Annotated in this window: 12 protein-coding genes; 9 read left to right on the forward strand and 3 right to left on the reverse strand. The window is 61.6% G+C overall.

Features of this window, described 5'->3' with window-relative positions; all coding sequences use genetic code 11:
- The first annotated feature begins 2 nt into the window (after positions 1 to 2).
- From fdhD to ACF0H7_RS18480, 9 genes are all read left to right on the forward strand, one after another.
- Positions 3 to 830 carry a formate dehydrogenase accessory sulfurtransferase FdhD gene (fdhD, locus tag ACF0H7_RS18440; RefSeq protein WP_397448335.1) on the forward strand — a complete coding sequence of 276 codons (828 nt, stop codon included), beginning with the start codon at positions 3 to 5 and terminating at the stop codon, positions 828 to 830.
- Positions 831 to 1,455: 625 nt separating this feature from the next.
- On the forward strand, positions 1,456 to 2,220 hold the full coding sequence (locus ACF0H7_RS18445; protein ID WP_397448336.1) for a polysaccharide biosynthesis/export family protein: 765 nt from the start codon (positions 1,456 to 1,458) through the stop codon (positions 2,218 to 2,220).
- Positions 2,221 to 2,234: 14 nt separating this feature from the next.
- Entirely contained in the window at positions 2,235 to 4,226 is a 1,992-nt protein-coding gene (locus tag ACF0H7_RS18450; protein WP_397448337.1) for an exopolysaccharide transport family protein, read from the forward strand.
- A complete protein-coding gene (locus ACF0H7_RS18455) occupies positions 4,226 to 5,407 on the forward strand; it encodes a glycosyltransferase (protein ID WP_397448338.1) in 1,182 nt (393 codons plus the stop codon). The genes ACF0H7_RS18450 and ACF0H7_RS18455 overlap by 1 nt, the downstream gene beginning before the upstream one ends.
- Positions 5,404 to 6,756: a beta-xylosidase gene (locus ACF0H7_RS18460; protein WP_397448339.1), complete on the forward strand. Its 1,353-nt coding sequence runs from the start codon at positions 5,404 to 5,406 to the stop codon at positions 6,754 to 6,756. The genes ACF0H7_RS18455 and ACF0H7_RS18460 overlap by 4 nt, the downstream gene beginning before the upstream one ends.
- 25 nt (positions 6,757 to 6,781) lie before the next feature.
- A complete protein-coding gene (locus ACF0H7_RS18465) occupies positions 6,782 to 7,885 on the forward strand; it encodes a glycosyltransferase family 4 protein (RefSeq protein ID WP_397448340.1) in 1,104 nt (367 codons plus the stop codon).
- Positions 7,885 to 9,282, forward strand: a complete 1,398-nt coding sequence (locus tag ACF0H7_RS18470; protein ID WP_397448341.1) for an O-antigen ligase family protein — start codon at positions 7,885 to 7,887, stop codon at positions 9,280 to 9,282. Before ACF0H7_RS18465 ends, ACF0H7_RS18470 begins: the two co-directional genes overlap by 1 nt.
- Positions 9,279 to 10,103, forward strand: a complete 825-nt coding sequence (locus ACF0H7_RS18475) for an acyltransferase (protein WP_397448342.1) — start codon at positions 9,279 to 9,281, stop codon at positions 10,101 to 10,103. The genes ACF0H7_RS18470 and ACF0H7_RS18475 overlap by 4 nt, the downstream gene beginning before the upstream one ends.
- Positions 10,103 to 11,509: a lipid II flippase MurJ gene (locus ACF0H7_RS18480; RefSeq protein ID WP_397448343.1), complete on the forward strand. Its 1,407-nt coding sequence runs from the start codon at positions 10,103 to 10,105 to the stop codon at positions 11,507 to 11,509. Before ACF0H7_RS18475 ends, ACF0H7_RS18480 begins: the two co-directional genes overlap by 1 nt.
- A gap of 266 nt (positions 11,510 to 11,775) precedes the next feature.
- On the opposite strand, the gene ACF0H7_RS18485 is transcribed toward ACF0H7_RS18480, so the two are convergent.
- The 3 genes from ACF0H7_RS18485 to ACF0H7_RS18495 all read right to left on the reverse strand — a co-directional run bounded on the left by ACF0H7_RS18485 (position 11,776) and on the right by ACF0H7_RS18495 (position 14,476).
- Positions 11,776 to 12,834, reverse strand: coding sequence for a 3-keto-5-aminohexanoate cleavage protein (locus ACF0H7_RS18485; protein ID WP_397448344.1), 1,059 nt, complete (start codon positions 12,832 to 12,834; stop codon positions 11,776 to 11,778).
- A 353-nt stretch (positions 12,835 to 13,187) separates the two neighbouring features.
- Positions 13,188 to 13,550, reverse strand: a complete 363-nt coding sequence (locus ACF0H7_RS18490; RefSeq protein WP_397448345.1) for a DoxX family protein — start codon at positions 13,548 to 13,550, stop codon at positions 13,188 to 13,190.
- A gap of 2 nt (positions 13,551 to 13,552) precedes the next feature.
- Positions 13,553 to 14,476, reverse strand: coding sequence for an NAD-dependent epimerase/dehydratase family protein (locus ACF0H7_RS18495; protein WP_397448346.1), 924 nt, complete (start codon positions 14,474 to 14,476; stop codon positions 13,553 to 13,555).
- Between the last annotated feature and the right edge of the window lie 56 nt (positions 14,477 to 14,532).

The raw sequence follows: 14,532 nt of genomic DNA on the forward strand, positions 1-14,532 counted from the left end.
TCATGCAGTGCCCGATTGAACAACCGGCTGAACACGGCGACGCCAATGCACCGGCGGCGCAACCGTCGTCATTCACCTACCGCGAATACTCGGCCGACAGCGTGCCCACCGAAGCGGCGCTGGCCGCCGAAACCGCGTTGGCGATCAGTTTCAACGGCCTGAGCCAGGCGGTAATGATGGTTTCACCGGGCAACATCGAAGACTTCGTGCGCGGTTTCAGCCTGAGCAACGCCATCGTCAACGACCTCGACGAGATCTACGACGTGCGCCTGACCCACTTCGACCAGGCCTGCCAAGCCGATGTGCAGATCAGCAGCCGCGCGTTCTGGGAACTCAAGGATCATCGTCGGCAAATGGCCGGGACCAGTGGCTGCGGCCTGTGTGGCGTCGAGGCGCTGGAGCAGGCGTTGCCGCAACTGCAGATCCTCGAACCTGCCCCGCTGCCCCCCGCCGAACATCTGGAGGGCCTGCGCGGCAAAATCGAAGACGCACAGCAATTGGCCCGGCAGAGTGGCGCATTGCACGCCGCGCTGTATGTCGATGCGGACGGCGTCGTGCGCCTGTGCCGCGAAGACATTGGCCGGCACAACGCCCTGGACAAGCTGATCGGTGCGATGAAATCCACTGGCATCGATGCTCGCCAGGGCTTCACCGTAGTCACCAGCCGTTGCAGCCTGGAGTTGATTCACAAGGCCGTGCGCGCCGGGTTCGGCACGCTGGTCAGTCTCTCGGCACCGACTGCGCTGACCGTGCAGTGGGCACGCAAACACCGCTTGAACCTGATCCACGTTCCTCACCGCAATGCCCCACGGATTTACAGCCCAGTCTAAAAATCCTTTGTAATCAACAGTCAATAAACCGTCGCAAGACACCCTCTATCGCGAAAACCAAGTCGATACAGTCAAACACTTGACGACTATCTCGGTTTGGAATCAACATGCGTCCATAAATCACCGAAACCACCAGAAAAAAGGTGGTGGGCGCCCTCCTGATAAAAATAATTAGCTTCGCAATGAAATGTAAAAACCGGCCTATGCTGTTTTAAGGATCGGCGAATTACCGGGAATAACCTGGCTTCGCTTGGATTGTGCGTGTGCTTAGCGGAAGACAGCCCGTTCACGACAAGAACCGGCGCCCAGGAGTTTTTTATGGTCTGCGTAAAGCTCGCACATTGCGGTTTATCCGTGCCCGTTTGGATAGCATTCCATCGCAATGCAGCGACCCTGCTCATTGTCGAACCGCCACACCGGCGCGAGAACGCTCGTTGATGGCGGCCGCTCCGATCATCCCCCGCACCTATCACGCATCCGCAGTGCTGCTGCGCGGCGCTTTGAAATTGCCCGATTTCTCGTCCAGCCCCCCGGAATGTCAGCGGTGCCTTGCCACCAAGCGGCCTGCCAGCCTGGTTTACGGTGACTGGCATTGAGCATTATGACCAACAGGAAGTGTCTATCCATGAAACGCACCCTCCTCGTATTGGCCATGCTTGCGCTGGCTGCGTGTAACACACCGGCGAGAATTCCGGCGCCGGACGACAAGACCGTCGAGTCCGGCAAGCAGGCGCTGGATCAGTTGGCACAGCTGCCACCCGCGATGGAACGGGTCCGCGTCGGGGACACCCTGCGCATCGTCCGCGATGCGGGTGAAATGCCGACCCTGTCCGCGTTCAACGTCAGCACAATTTACGAACTGACCCTGTACACCGTGCAAAACGACGGGGCGATTTTTTACCCCTTCATCGGCCGGATCATCGTCGCACACCGCTCGCCGTCGGACATTGCCGAAGAGCTGACCAAACGCCTGACGCCGATCTACAAAGAACCGCGGGTGACGGTCAACATCAATCAGGCGCCGGGTAATAGCGTGTTTGTCGGCGGTGCCGTAGGCAACCCGTCCGCTGTGCCGATTGCCGCAGCGAACAACATGGATCAGGCGATTCTTGGCGCGGGCGGCATCCTGCAAGTGGGCGACGCGAGCAAGGTCGCGTTGCTGCGCGAGGATGAAAAAGGCCGCTACCACGCCTACTTCCTCGACTTCACCCAACTGATGCAAACCGGCAGTGAGGGGCGCATGCCGGTGGCCATGCAGCGTGGCGACATCATCTTCGTGCCGCGGTCCACAGTGGGCGACCGCATCCAGGGCGTCGATGTGTACATGAACCAACTCATACCGTTCACCAAGTCGATCGGTGTCGGTTACTCCTTCACCAGCAACCACTAAGGAGCCATTATCCCATGATCGAGATACGTTCCTTCCGTGATGTGTTGCGCCTGTTTTTCATCTTCAAGCACGAGTTCAAACTCGCCGCGCTGGCAGCCTCCACGGTGATTGTGCTCGGTGCGTTTTTGTTGCCGGCCAAGTACGAATCCAGTGCACGCCTGCTGGTCAAACCGGGCCGGGACTCGACCCTGCCGATCGAAATCGCCGACCGTCAGGCGCTGGTCATGCCCAGCACCCAGCGCGACCCGATCGTCGATGAGGAACGGCTGCTCACCGGGCGCCCGATCGTGCGTCAGGTCGCCGAGAAATACCTGACCCTTTCGGCCAACAAACCCGCACCGGAAGGCCTGCTCAAGCAAGTGAAGTTTTACCTGAAGAAAGGCATCAGTTCGGTATTCGACGGACTGCGGTTACTGCTTGAAACGGCCGGTATCGTCGAGAAGACCACCGCCATCGAGCGTCTGGCCAAGGACCTGGAAGCCAAGTTCGACGTCACGCATGCGACCGGTTCATCGGTGATGGACATCAGTTTCACCTGGTCCGATCCGGAGGTGGCACAGGCGGTGGTCAAGCTGTGGGTCGAGACGTACATGGAGGAACGTACCCGGGCGCTGGGCCGCAAGAGCCTGTATGCCTTCTACCAGGAACAAACCACCACCAGCGCAGCGCAGATCAAGAGCTACAAGGCGCAGATTCTCAAACAGCTGAATGACCTCGGCGCGGCCAGCATCGAGGAGCAATTGCAAGACCTGTCCAAGCGCATCAACGTATTGCGGGGCGATCGTCTGGCCTCGATCCGCCGCATCGCATCGTCGAACAGCTCGCTGGATGTCACCCGCAAACAACTGCAGGAGACGCCGGCGGAAATCGTCACCGTCCGCCAGATTGCGCTTAACCCTGCGCAACAGGACCTGCGTCGCCTGCTCAACCAGAAGCGCCTGGAGCGCGCGGACATGTTGCGCACCTACAAGGACGATGCGCCGCCGGTCAAAGCCTTGTCGGACTCTATCCGCAACCTGGAAAAAGCGGTGAAGGACGAAGGTGCGACCGTGCAGAGCTCCGAAGACCGCGCACCCAACGGTTTGTCCGTGCACCTGCAAGGCGTGTTGTTCGACGAGGACAGCAACAACGCCTCCCTGCAAACCCAGTTGCAAGAGCAAGACAAACAGCTGGCTGACCTGGAAGACCAGCGTCGTAAAGCGCTGGAAGCCGAACCGGAGCTGACCCGTCTGGCCCGTGAACTGAGCGTCGCCGAGGCTAATTACGCGCTGTATGTGAGCAGTCTGGAAAAATCGCGGATCGACCGCGAACTGGACAAGAGCCAGATCAGCAACATCGCGGTGATCGAGGAAGCGACCCTCAACCCGGGGCGGATCTTCCCGAAAACCTTGATGATGTTGCTGCTGGCGTTGCCCTTGAGTGTGGTGGTTGGCCTGTTGGTCGTGTACCTGTGCTACCTGCTGGATCAGCGGATTCACGACGGTGGACTGGCGGAGAGCAAATTCGGCGTGCCGCTGTGGACCACCCTGCCGGAGCTCAGCACCAGCACGGTGGACGGCAGCAACGCGTTCACCGCCAGTATTTATCGGCTGTACGGCCTGCTGCCCCTTGATCGTATCGAGCAACAGGGCCTGACCCTGGGCCTGACCTCGTCGCGCCACGGTGAAGGGGTGAGTTTTATCATCGAACAGCTGCGCCGGCTGCTTGAGGAACACCTGTTCAAAGTGCGCATCGGCGGCACCGAGCCCAACCAGCCAGGCCAAGTGGTGTTGCTCGATGCCTCGGCGCTGCTGGACAGCCGCGCAGCCTTTGTCAGCCTGCGCCACGCGGACCTGATCGCGCTGGTGGTGGAAGCGCAGACCAGCACCGTGCCGGTGGTCCAGCACGCGCTGTCGATCCTCAGCACCGCGTTTGGCAAGGTCGATGGCATGATCATCAATCGTCGGCACTTCGAAGTGCCGGCGTCGGTATTGGCGCGGATGAACCGCTGGCGAGGCGCGGCCTGATGCGCATTGCCTTGCTGGCGCCGCTGCCGCCGGACCAGACCGGCATCGCCGATTACGCGGCACACTTCAGCCGAGCCCTGCGCGCGCTGGGCATTGAAGTGCTGACGCCCCTGGCCGGCTGCCACGACCCCAGCGAACAGCAAGCGCGCCTGCACGCCTTCGACTGGTCCAGTGTCGACGTTGTGCACGCGGAACTGGGCGGCGGTCGCTTCGGCGAATTCCAGGCACTGACTTACCTCAGTCAGGTGCAGCCACAGATGCCACTGACCGCCACCGTGCACGATCCGGAACGCCTGATCTGGCGCCGGGCGAAAATGTTCTGGCCATTGACCTGGCTGGAGCGGCTGCCGCATCCGATGCCGCAAGCCGCTGCGTTGCTGGCCGATCCCCTGACCTTGCGCGAAGAACGGCAACTGGCCCGACGCATGAGCCGACTGATCACCCTCACCCAGCTGGGCGGCGACTGCCTGCGCGTGCGCATGGGCCTGCGCAGCGAGCAGGTCGCGGTCATCGCCCACGGCAACCTGCCGATCCCGGCCGTGCCGTTGCCGCCGCTGGAGCCGTTGCGCCTGCTGTATTTCGGGTTTATCTATCGCGGCAAAGGCATTGAGGATTTGCTTGAAGCGCTGTCCCGCACCCTCGCCGCCCACCCTGAGCATCGCGATCGGGTGCGCCTGACGCTGGCGGGCGGCACCGCGCCAGAGATGACCTTTGACCCGGCCGGCAATTACCTGGACGGACTGCGCCAGCGTATCCGCGAACTGAACCTGGAGGGCTCGGTGGATTGGAAACTGGACCTGCCATCCAGCGACATCGCCAGCACCATTCAAGCCCACCATTTGATGGTGTTGCCCTATCGCGAATCGAAAAAACTCAGCTGGCTGGGCGCAATGCGTGGCACCAGCGGCGCGCTGTCGTGGGCCAATGCCTGTGGTCGCGGGGTGATCACCTCTAATGCCCGGGCGTTCGCTGAAGAGGTGTCCGCCGGCAACGGCATCACCTATACGCAGGGCAACGTCGACGCGTTGAGCGACTGTTTGAGCCAGCTGTTTCTCGACCCCCAACGGGCTCGTCAGTGGGCCGACAAGGCCAGCGAAATCGGTCGGCAACGACAATGGTCGGAAACCGCCAAACGTTTCTCCGAGCTGTTTGATGCCGCCCATAGAGCACGACCACAATGAACAGCCATCCATTGCGCGGCCGTCGATCAGCGGTACTGCGCTACCTTCCCGTGATCGCGGCGATAGGGTTCGGCGGTGCTCTGCTGTTGAGCCAGCCCGTCAAGGCGACGCCAATCAATCTCGCCCCCGATCGCACCCTGGTCTGGAAAGACTTTCTGGGGGTCAACGCCCATTTCCTGTGGTTCACGCCGCAGCAATATCAGCAACAAATCGCCCAGTACCAAAAGCTCGGGCTGGAGTGGGTGCGGGTCGACCTGCATTGGGATCGGCTGGAGCCCAGCGAAGGCCACTACACCCTCGACAGCCTCGATCAACTGAATCAGACCCTGATCAGCAGCCACCTCAAATCGCTGTTCTACATGGTGGGCTCGGCACCGTTTGCCACCACCGCGCCGGTGGGCGCGCCCTACCAGGATCAGTACCCACCCCGTGACCCGCAGGTGTATGCGCAGCGCATGGCACTGCTCGCCAAGCGCTACCCCGACGTCGATGCGTGGCAAGTGTGGAATGAGCAAAACCTGCCGAACAACTGGCGCCCCAAGGTCGACCCGGCCGGGTATGCGCGGCTATTGCTGGCGACCACTCAAGCCTTAACCGCTGCGGCACCAGGCAAGACCCTGGTGATCGGCGGCATGGCCTATTACAGCCAGATGCCCGACCAGGGCGGCGGCCTGATGCTTCAGGCACTCGGTCAATATGGTGTGCAAAAACTCGGCGCAGTCGCGGCCTATCACCCGTACTCGGCGACGCCGGAAACCGACACCCCAGGGAAAAACGAAGTGCTGCTGCGCGGTCATCAACTCAACGATATGCTCCACGGCGCCGGGATCACCAACATCTGGGCCACCGAGTGGGGCTGGTCGAGCTATGCCGGCCCCAAGGAAATGCAGGCCATCATCGGCCTCGATGGTCAGGCCGATTACACCCTGCGGCGCCTGGCGTTGATGAGCACCCTCGACTACCAGCGCACCTTTCTGTTTGCGCTCTCCGACCTCGACAACCGGGCCTCCGCGCGTGATCGCGGCTACGGCCTGCTCGACCTGAATGGCCAGCCGAAGCCGGTCTACAACGCACTGGCGCGCTTCTTGAAAATCACAGGTTCGACCTTGAAGCCGGGCACGCTGCCCACCATCGTCAACGCCCCTGACTCGCTTTACAGCGTGGCCTGGACCCGAGAAGACGGCAAACACCTGTGGCTGTACTGGAGCGCCGAAGGCACCTCGTTGACCTTGCCGGACATCAAACAGGCCACCCTGTTTGACCCGCTCACTGGCACGCAGCTCAGTCTGCAGAGCGACAACGGTATTCAACCCAGCGTCAAACCGACGTTGCAGATAGTGGTGTGGTAGTGAGCAAAGACGAGGAGAATCACCCATGCGCGTAGGCCTGGATTATCGCCCCGCAACGATCGCTCCGATGTCCGGCATCGGGCGTCAGGTGCTGGCGCTGGAAAACGCGCTGGTGCAACGGGACGACACCGAGCTGGTGCTGATGAGCGAAGCGCCACTGGGCCATCCACAGCGCGAGACGGCGCTTTGCCCGGCGTGGCCCAGCTCGCTGGAACACCTGCAACGGCCGCAGGTGCGCTTTCGTTTCGAACGTCGATTCCTGCCCGCCACCCTGCGTCAGGAGCATATCGACCTGTTCATCGCCACTGCCAACATGGGTTTGCCCATTGGCAGAAAACCGTCGGGCACCCGCTATGTGCTGGTGCTGCATGACCTGTTTCAGTTGACCCACCGCAACTTCCATCGGTCGATATTGACCGCCGTGGCTTACCGTTTCATCAACACCTTGTCGATTGCCTGGTCGGTGTGGATCGCCGATCAGATCTGGTGCCCGTCACAATTTTCCTGCAACGAAGCGGCGCGGATTTTTCCGTGGGCCAAGTCAAAACTGCGCGTATTGCACAACCTGGTACCGGCGTTCACCGACCCACCGGGCGAACTGCCGGCGGGCCTGCCAGACCGTTATTGGCTGCTGGTCGGCACCCGCGAACCGCGCAAGAACATCGCCTTCTTCATCAAGAACTGGCAGCTGTCACGACTAGAGAATCATCAGGTTCCCGACCTGGTGTTACTCGGTCACCCCTCCGACATTGCCCCCGAACTGGCCACCCTGCCCGGCCTGCATTGGCTGAGCGGTTTGAGTGAAGCTCAACTGCACGCCCTGTATGTAAACGCTGATTACCTCTGGCAACCGTCGATTGCCGAAGGCTTTGGCCTGCCGGTGGTGGAGGCGCTGCGCGTTGGCACCCACGTGGTGGTCGCTCAGGGTTCAGCACTGGATGAAGTCGCCCCGCCGTCCGCCAGACGCTTCAACCCCCGCGACGGCGTACAGATCCGCGCGGCCATCGTCGATGTGGCGCAAACGCCGCCCTCCGCCGATTCGCAATCGCTGATCGAGTGGGCCCAGCAGTTCACCGAACCCGCGTATCGGCAGCGACTGGATACGTTGCTTAAAGAGTTGGGCCACTGATGCTGGCCGGCAAATCTCTGCCACTGATCCTGGGCCTGATGTTCGGCGCACTGCTGTGGGTACTCACGCCGCTGCAATTCATCTTGCTGGTGGTGGGCTTGGCGGCTGCGCTGACGTTGATACGCAGACCGCTGTGGGGCTTGCTGGTGTTTGCTTTTCTGGCCACCAGCATTCCCTACACCACCCTGGAACTCGGGATTCGCACCACCGTCAGTGAAGCGGTACTCGGCGTGACCTGGGCTGGCGTGATCTGGCAATCGTTCATCGGCAATACCCGTGGCTTTTTGCAGTGGCGACCGACCGAGCGGGCGCTGGTGTGGCTGATGCTGTTCAGCGCGGTACCGTTCGTGGTGGGCATGATCACCATCCACGCCGAGGGCAACGGCCCGGTGAACTGGGTGCGCTGGCTGATGAACCTATCGCTGCTGTTCCTGGTGCCGCTGCTGCTGCGTAGCGACCGCGACCGCGACCAATTGGTCGTCGCCTTGTTGCTGGGCAATCTGGCGATGCTGTTGCTGTCGGTGTTCATGTTCCTCAAGTCGCGCAACGCGATGTCGATGATTCCGATCCTCACCGCCCTCAAGTACGCCCACCCGGAAGCCGTTCAAGACATCTTCTCTGCCAACTATCAGCGCATGGCCTCGCCGTGGGTGCACCCTAACCTCACCGGTGGTGTGCTGGTGTTGTTCATTCCGATGGCGCTGTTGTACGGCTGGACCCAAGCCGGTGTGCGGCGCGCGCTGGGGCTGGCGGTGGCGATACTCGGTTGCGCCGGTTTGCTGTTGAGTATTTCCCGCGGGGCGATTGTCTCGCTGGTGCTGGTGCTGCTCTGGTTGACCTACAAGCGCGTGCCCTACACCGGCCGGATTCTCGGCCTGGGGGTGATCTTCGCGGTGGCGCTGGTGATGTTCTATCCGCCGCTGCAAGAGCGCTTGCTGACAATTTTCTCCGCCAGCAACGCCAGTACCGAAGTGCGCTTCAGCGAGTACTCGAAATTCCCCGAAGCGATGGCGCGCTATCCGTTGGGGATTGGTTTCAAGGTCGATCCACCGGTTCCCGACAGTGGCCTGGTAGGTATCTCCAACCTGTGGCTGAACTACATCTACAAGATCGGCATCCCCGGCCTGCTGCTGTTCATCAGCGTCACTGTTTTGTGGTGGCGCGAAGTTCGGCCCGTGGGGGCGATCCCGCAAATCACTCAGCAAAACTCGCTGTGGCTCGGCTGCATCGCGGGCGTTTTGGCCGCGTTGCTGACGGGTTTGTTCGACCACTATTTCAGCTTCACGTTCGTGCTCATCGGGCTGTTCTGGTTGCTGATGGGATTGAGTCTGCAACAGGTCCGGCTACACCCGGTTATTCTTGGTCCCGTGTCAGTGCGCAAGGAGCTCCAGCCATGAGGCATCGCATTCTTCACTCCACCGACCTGCAACAACGCCTGCCTGCGCTCGCCGCGGAACTGGGCGTCAGTCTGCAAGACCTACAAGCAGCCTACGATTGGGCCATCGCCAACGAGGTGCTGTTCGAGGAAAGCGACGGCGGCGAGCAAAAGCGCTACAGCATTTCGTCGGTGGATATTGAAGTGCGCATTGAGCACCCGCTCGCCAGGCGCCTCTATCACCGCTTGAAGCAAGACATTCCATCAAAGCTGGTGCCGCTGTACGGTAAAAACTGGATCACCCTCAAAGACCGCTGGCTGCGGGCCTGGGAGCAGGTTTACAACATCTTGATCAACAAAATCCCCAGCCACCATGTTCGTCTGGCGTGGCTGCGCCTGGGTGGCGCGAAGATCGGCAAGGGATCGAGCATCTGGCGCACCACCGAAATCCTCGGCGTCGAGAACCTGGTGATGGGCGAAGACAGCGTGATCGCCTGGCACTGCCAGGTCGATGCGCGGGCCGGTCTGGTGATTGGCGACCATGTGGCGATCGCTTCCCATGTGCTGATCATTGCCGGCACCCATGACCTGACCGCCCCGGAGTTCTGGTCGGTGTCCGGACCGATCTACATCGACGATTACGCCTGGATCGCCAGCCGAGCGCTGATCGGCCACGGCTCACATATCGGCCGTGGCGCGGTGGTAACGGCCAACACCCTCGTCGCCAAAAGCGTCGCGCCTTATAAAATCGTTGGCGGCAGCGGCGCCAAGCCCATGGGCGAGCGCCCCCACGAATTGAATTACAAGGTGGGTGGCAAAGGCCTGTTCACCCTGCTGCACTGATGTTTGGCAGCACGCTGTGGCTGACCCTCGCCACACTCGCGGGGCTGGTGGCCGGCTTTGCCCGCGAGTGGCTGCTGGTTGCGGCGTGGGGCGCGGGCAGTCGCAGCGACGCGTTTCTGGTCGCGGTATTCCTGCCGGAAGCGCTGCGCATGACGCTGGCTGCCGGTCTGCTGGCGGCCGCCGCACTGCCGCTGTATCAACAACGCGACGAAGCTCAGCGCCGCACCTGGTTGTCGGGCTTAACCCCGCGGCTGCTGGGTTGCGGCCTGGTGCTGTATGCGCTGCTGGCCATCGGCGCGCCGCTGTGGGTGCGCTTGATCGGCCCTGGGCTGGATGCCGAGTCGCAGGCGCAGGCGCAGGCCAACCTGCACTGGCTGGCGGCCTGCGCCCCTGGGTTTCTCATCCACGCGCTGTTCAGTATTCCCTTGCAGGCCCGCCAGCGATTCGTGCTGCCGGGACTGGGTTCGTTGCTGTTCAACCTGCCGCCAGTGCTCTATCTGTTCACCCGAGGGCACGCCAGCGTCAGCAGCGAACTGTCGATGGCGTTCTTTGCTGGCAGTCTGTTGATGTGTTTGCCATTGCTGCCACCGATCTGGCAATCCGGTTGGCGTCCATGGGGCGTGCGCGGTGATCCGCAGGCCGGGCGCGAACTGCTGGGGCGCATCGGTCCGCTGCTGGCCAGCAACGTCGCCAGTCAGGGCCTGGCGTTGGTCGAGCGACTGATCGCCAGCTACCTGGGCGACGGTGCGGTGACCTGGGTCAACCTGGCGCGCAAGCTGATCAACTTGCCGCTGATCGCATTAATGAGCTTGAACCAGGTGCTGCTGGGATTGATGAGCGGGGAAAAAGGCGAACAACGCCTGGTCCTGTTACGCCGAGGCCTCGACGCCTCGACCTTGCTGAGCCTGCCGGCGGCGGTGGGTCTGGTCGGTGCCAGCCCGGCGCTGATCTATTTACTCTTGCCTGCACAAAGCGCCAACAGCCCGCTGCCGACGTTGCTCGGCTGGTTTGCCACGCCGCTGGTGTTCGGCGCCTGGAATGCCATGTTGGCGCGCTATGCCTATGCGGCAGGCGACACCCGAATGCCGCTGCACTGCGAACTGCTCGGCAGCCTGCTCAACGCTGTTTTACTCGCCGTGTTGCCCTTCACCCTCGGCCTACCCGGTATACCGCTGGCCTCGCTGGGCGGCGTGATCCTCACCAACCTGCTGTTGATGCAACGCCAGCAACTGCTGCCCAGGCTGGCGTGGCCCGTGCAGTGGCTGGCCATTGTGGTGCTGTTGGGCCTGGCGGCAGCCCTGCTTCATCCTCTGCAAGACCTCTGGCTGCAATTGGGTTTGAGTTGTGCGGCTGGCGTGTTGGCGTTGCTGGGATTGGGGGTTTGGTTCAAGCCGTGGAAGCGTTGAGGCGTTGCAAACACCCGCGGTGGCATTGGCTCGCACGCACTTAAAATGGGCCCGGCCTACGCTCGCATGGGCGCAGAACGGGGACAGCATGATCCGTGGACCGCTGATCTGGTGTCGCTGGTCGAGGGGCAACGTCGGGTCTTGGTGCCGCTAGACAATTGGGAAGACCGGGTCGCCTGGCGCGACCGGTCGTTGATGGAGCGGGCGAGTGACCGCCTGAAGCGAAATCAGGCAGAATAGTTGAACTCGTGTAGTGCTACACGGCTTCAGGCCATCCGGCGCAAGAAGCCCTGCTGGGCACCGTTGCGGTTCGGCGCGAAGCCGTTGGCCTGCAAGCTTTCTTCCACTGTCTCGTAAAACACACCGATCTTGCTGATCTCACGCGCCTGCTGGGCGGTGGCGATCGGGCGACCGAATTCGAGCGAGATGCGCACCAGTTGCTCGATCTGTTCAACGGTGGACATTTTTCCCGTTTGCGCCTGGTTCCAGAGATTGTCCTCGATGCCGCAACGCACGTGCAGGCCCATCGCAATGCCCATCATGTTGACTGGTAGCACGTTGCGCGTCGAACTTTCCACCGTGAGCACTGCGCCGTCCGGCACGGCACGCACGATGTTGGCCAGGCTGTAGATGTTAGGCACATCCATGCCGCCGCCGATCGCCACCCAGTTCATGACCAGCGGGCCCTTGTAGATGCCGCGGCGCATCAGCCGCTCGACCGAATCGAAGCTGTTGATGTTGTAGCACTGGAAGGCGCTCTGGATGCCCGCGGCCGACAGGCGCCGCACGTGCTCTTCCACCCAGCCCGGCTGCGCCGGCACCGTCATTTCCTTGTAGGCATTGTAAACGGCAGGGTCTTCCATCGAAGTGCCCTTGATGTCGTTGTCATCCCAGTGCTCGACGACGTTCATCTGTGAGGTGTTCACCGTTACCGTGACTTGGTCAGGCTTGGGATCGAGTTCGGCCAGCATGTGGCGCGTATCGTCGCTCAGCCACTTGGCAGCGGCGCCTTCCGATTCCGGTGCGAAGCTGATCGAGCCGCCCACTTGAATGATCATCTCTGGCACGGCCTTGCGCACGCCGGCGATCAGCTCGTTGAACTTGGACAGGCGCTTGGAGCCCTTGCCGTCCAGTTCACGCACGTGCAAGTGCAACACGGTAGCCCCGGCGTTGTAACAATCCACCGCCTTCTGTACCTGCTCTTCCATGGTCACCGGGATGTCCTCGGGAAAGTCGGAAGGCTGCCACGACGGTGCATAGGGCGCTGCCGTGATGATCAGGGGCTGCTGGTTTTCGGTAAAGAGGTGACCGTCAAGGAAGTTCATAGGGATCTCTACAGTAATTATTATTGATGAGCGGAACGTCAGAAATACTTGCTGCCAATGATGGAGGCGCGTTCCATCTTGCGATGGCAGCGTAAAAATTTTTGCTGAATGGACTTTATGACGAGGGCCTGATGAGTCGCTTTTCATTAAACGACAAAGACCTTTCATTTCATGACAAAGGTTGCGAAGAGAAAAATTTCTAGCGATGGGCGCCTGTAGGCGATTGCGGCCTGTCACGACTGACCGTTGGGGTGACTCATCGGTCCTGAAGCGGTTTGGGTATCCGTGTGCGTCTTTCAAGTAACTGCCGCACGGATTGCCCGCGCGGCCTGTTAGCGTCCCGGCTGCCCCGGCTAGGGGCGAGGAACCTTCAACCGTGGGCAGCCAAAGTGACCACAATCAGAGCCGAAAAGACCAGCGCCGGGGCGAGATGCCGGAATGGCTCCCGGTTTCGTAGCAGCGTGAAGAGCACTGCGATCATGATCGCCAGCGGTCAGCGTCAGGCCTAAGACTCTGGTTTGTTGTCCAAGAAGAAGTGCCGCACTGACCAGCTCAAGAGCGCCACAGAGCAAACGAAACCATGCCGGGTAACCCCAGCGTGCGAAGTCGCTCTTCACCGCGCCGCGTCCTGCGAGATTGACCACCCCAGCAATCGCGAACAGAACCGCCAGGATCGTCGCGAGAATCGACTCCAAAGATGCACTGGTCCACGCCATCGTCATGCTCCGTTGATTGGCTGAAAGCGCTTTTGTACCGAGAGGTCCGCAATCAGGCCGGGGCCATGGGGTCGCCAGGCAAGGACGTGCCGGGCGTGTTGGCCGCTTACTGTTTGGTCGAGCGCCAGTGCGTCGGCGAACGGTCCAAGCGATTTGCGGGCATCGTCGAGCGGCCACGGTTCGACACGGTCAACGCCGAGCGCCGCCCTAATCGCTTCGCCCATTTCGGCAACGGCAACGGCGTGTTCCGCGACCACATTGAAGATCTGTCCCGCGACTCGACCGTCCCCGCTTGCCGCCTGCTCTACCGAGCTCAGGTACGCTGTGGCGAGATCATCGACGTGAACGGCAGGCCAGTGATTGTGACCATCGCCGACGACCCTCACGCTGCCGGTCTGAAGGGCCATACCGGCAAGCATGCCGAAGACGCCGCCGCCGTAGCCATGCACCATCGCCGGCCTGAGAATCACTGCGGCAATCGAACGGCGGGCGGCTAACGCGAGCACATGCTGCTCTACTGCGGGCCGCCAGGCGATGAGTGTTGTCGGGTTCAGCGCCGATGCTTCAGTCGCGGGTTCCCCGTCCGTATTGCCATACACCCAGGTGCCCGACGTATAAACAAACGCTGCGCCCGGACGCAAATGCGCAAGCATCGCTACAACCGCAGCCTCATCAGCAGCCGCGGCGCCAGCATCGTTGGTCGACGCGGTGTGCACCACGCCATCAGCGGCACCGGCAGTCGCAGCGAAAGACAGTGGCTCACGCAGGTCGCCGACATGCAGTTTCACACCCAGACGTGCCAGCGCACTGGCGGCCGCCGACGTGTCCTGGCGCACCAGCACCGTTACCTGATGGCCGAGGCTGATTGCCTTTTGCGCGACCGCTTGCCCGATGTAGCCAGTACCACCCGTAATGAACAGTTTCAAAGCGTTCTCCCCAACGTTTACCTGCGAGGTTAAATAGCCATATAAACGAGACTAGC

Source organism: Pseudomonas sp. NA-150 (genome assembly GCF_044336365.1).
Taxonomy (GTDB): Bacteria; Pseudomonadota; Gammaproteobacteria; order Pseudomonadales; family Pseudomonadaceae; genus Aquipseudomonas.

What these genes read in the sequence shown, in the direction of transcription:
- fdhD (WP_397448335.1), top strand. Translation starts at nt 3, where the DNA reads ATGCAGTGCCCGATTGAACAACCGGCTGAACACGGCGACGCCAATGCA.
- ACF0H7_RS18445 (WP_397448336.1), top strand. Translation starts at nt 1,456, where the DNA reads ATGAAACGCACCCTCCTCGTATTGGCCATGCTTGCGCTGGCTGCGTGT.
- ACF0H7_RS18450 (WP_397448337.1), top strand. Translation starts at nt 2,235, where the DNA reads ATGATCGAGATACGTTCCTTCCGTGATGTGTTGCGCCTGTTTTTCATC.
- ACF0H7_RS18455 (WP_397448338.1), top strand. Translation starts at nt 4,226, where the DNA reads ATGCGCATTGCCTTGCTGGCGCCGCTGCCGCCGGACCAGACCGGCATC.
- ACF0H7_RS18460 (WP_397448339.1), top strand. Translation starts at nt 5,404, where the DNA reads ATGAACAGCCATCCATTGCGCGGCCGTCGATCAGCGGTACTGCGCTAC.
- ACF0H7_RS18465 (WP_397448340.1), top strand. Translation starts at nt 6,782, where the DNA reads ATGCGCGTAGGCCTGGATTATCGCCCCGCAACGATCGCTCCGATGTCC.
- ACF0H7_RS18470 (WP_397448341.1), top strand. Translation starts at nt 7,885, where the DNA reads ATGCTGGCCGGCAAATCTCTGCCACTGATCCTGGGCCTGATGTTCGGC.
- ACF0H7_RS18475 (WP_397448342.1), top strand. Translation starts at nt 9,279, where the DNA reads ATGAGGCATCGCATTCTTCACTCCACCGACCTGCAACAACGCCTGCCT.
- ACF0H7_RS18480 (WP_397448343.1), top strand. Translation starts at nt 10,103, where the DNA reads ATGTTTGGCAGCACGCTGTGGCTGACCCTCGCCACACTCGCGGGGCTG.
- ACF0H7_RS18485 (WP_397448344.1), bottom strand. Translation starts at nt 12,834, where the DNA reads ATGAACTTCCTTGACGGTCACCTCTTTACCGAAAACCAGCAGCCCCTG.
- ACF0H7_RS18490 (WP_397448345.1), bottom strand. Translation starts at nt 13,550, where the DNA reads ATGGCGTGGACCAGTGCATCTTTGGAGTCGATTCTCGCGACGATCCTG.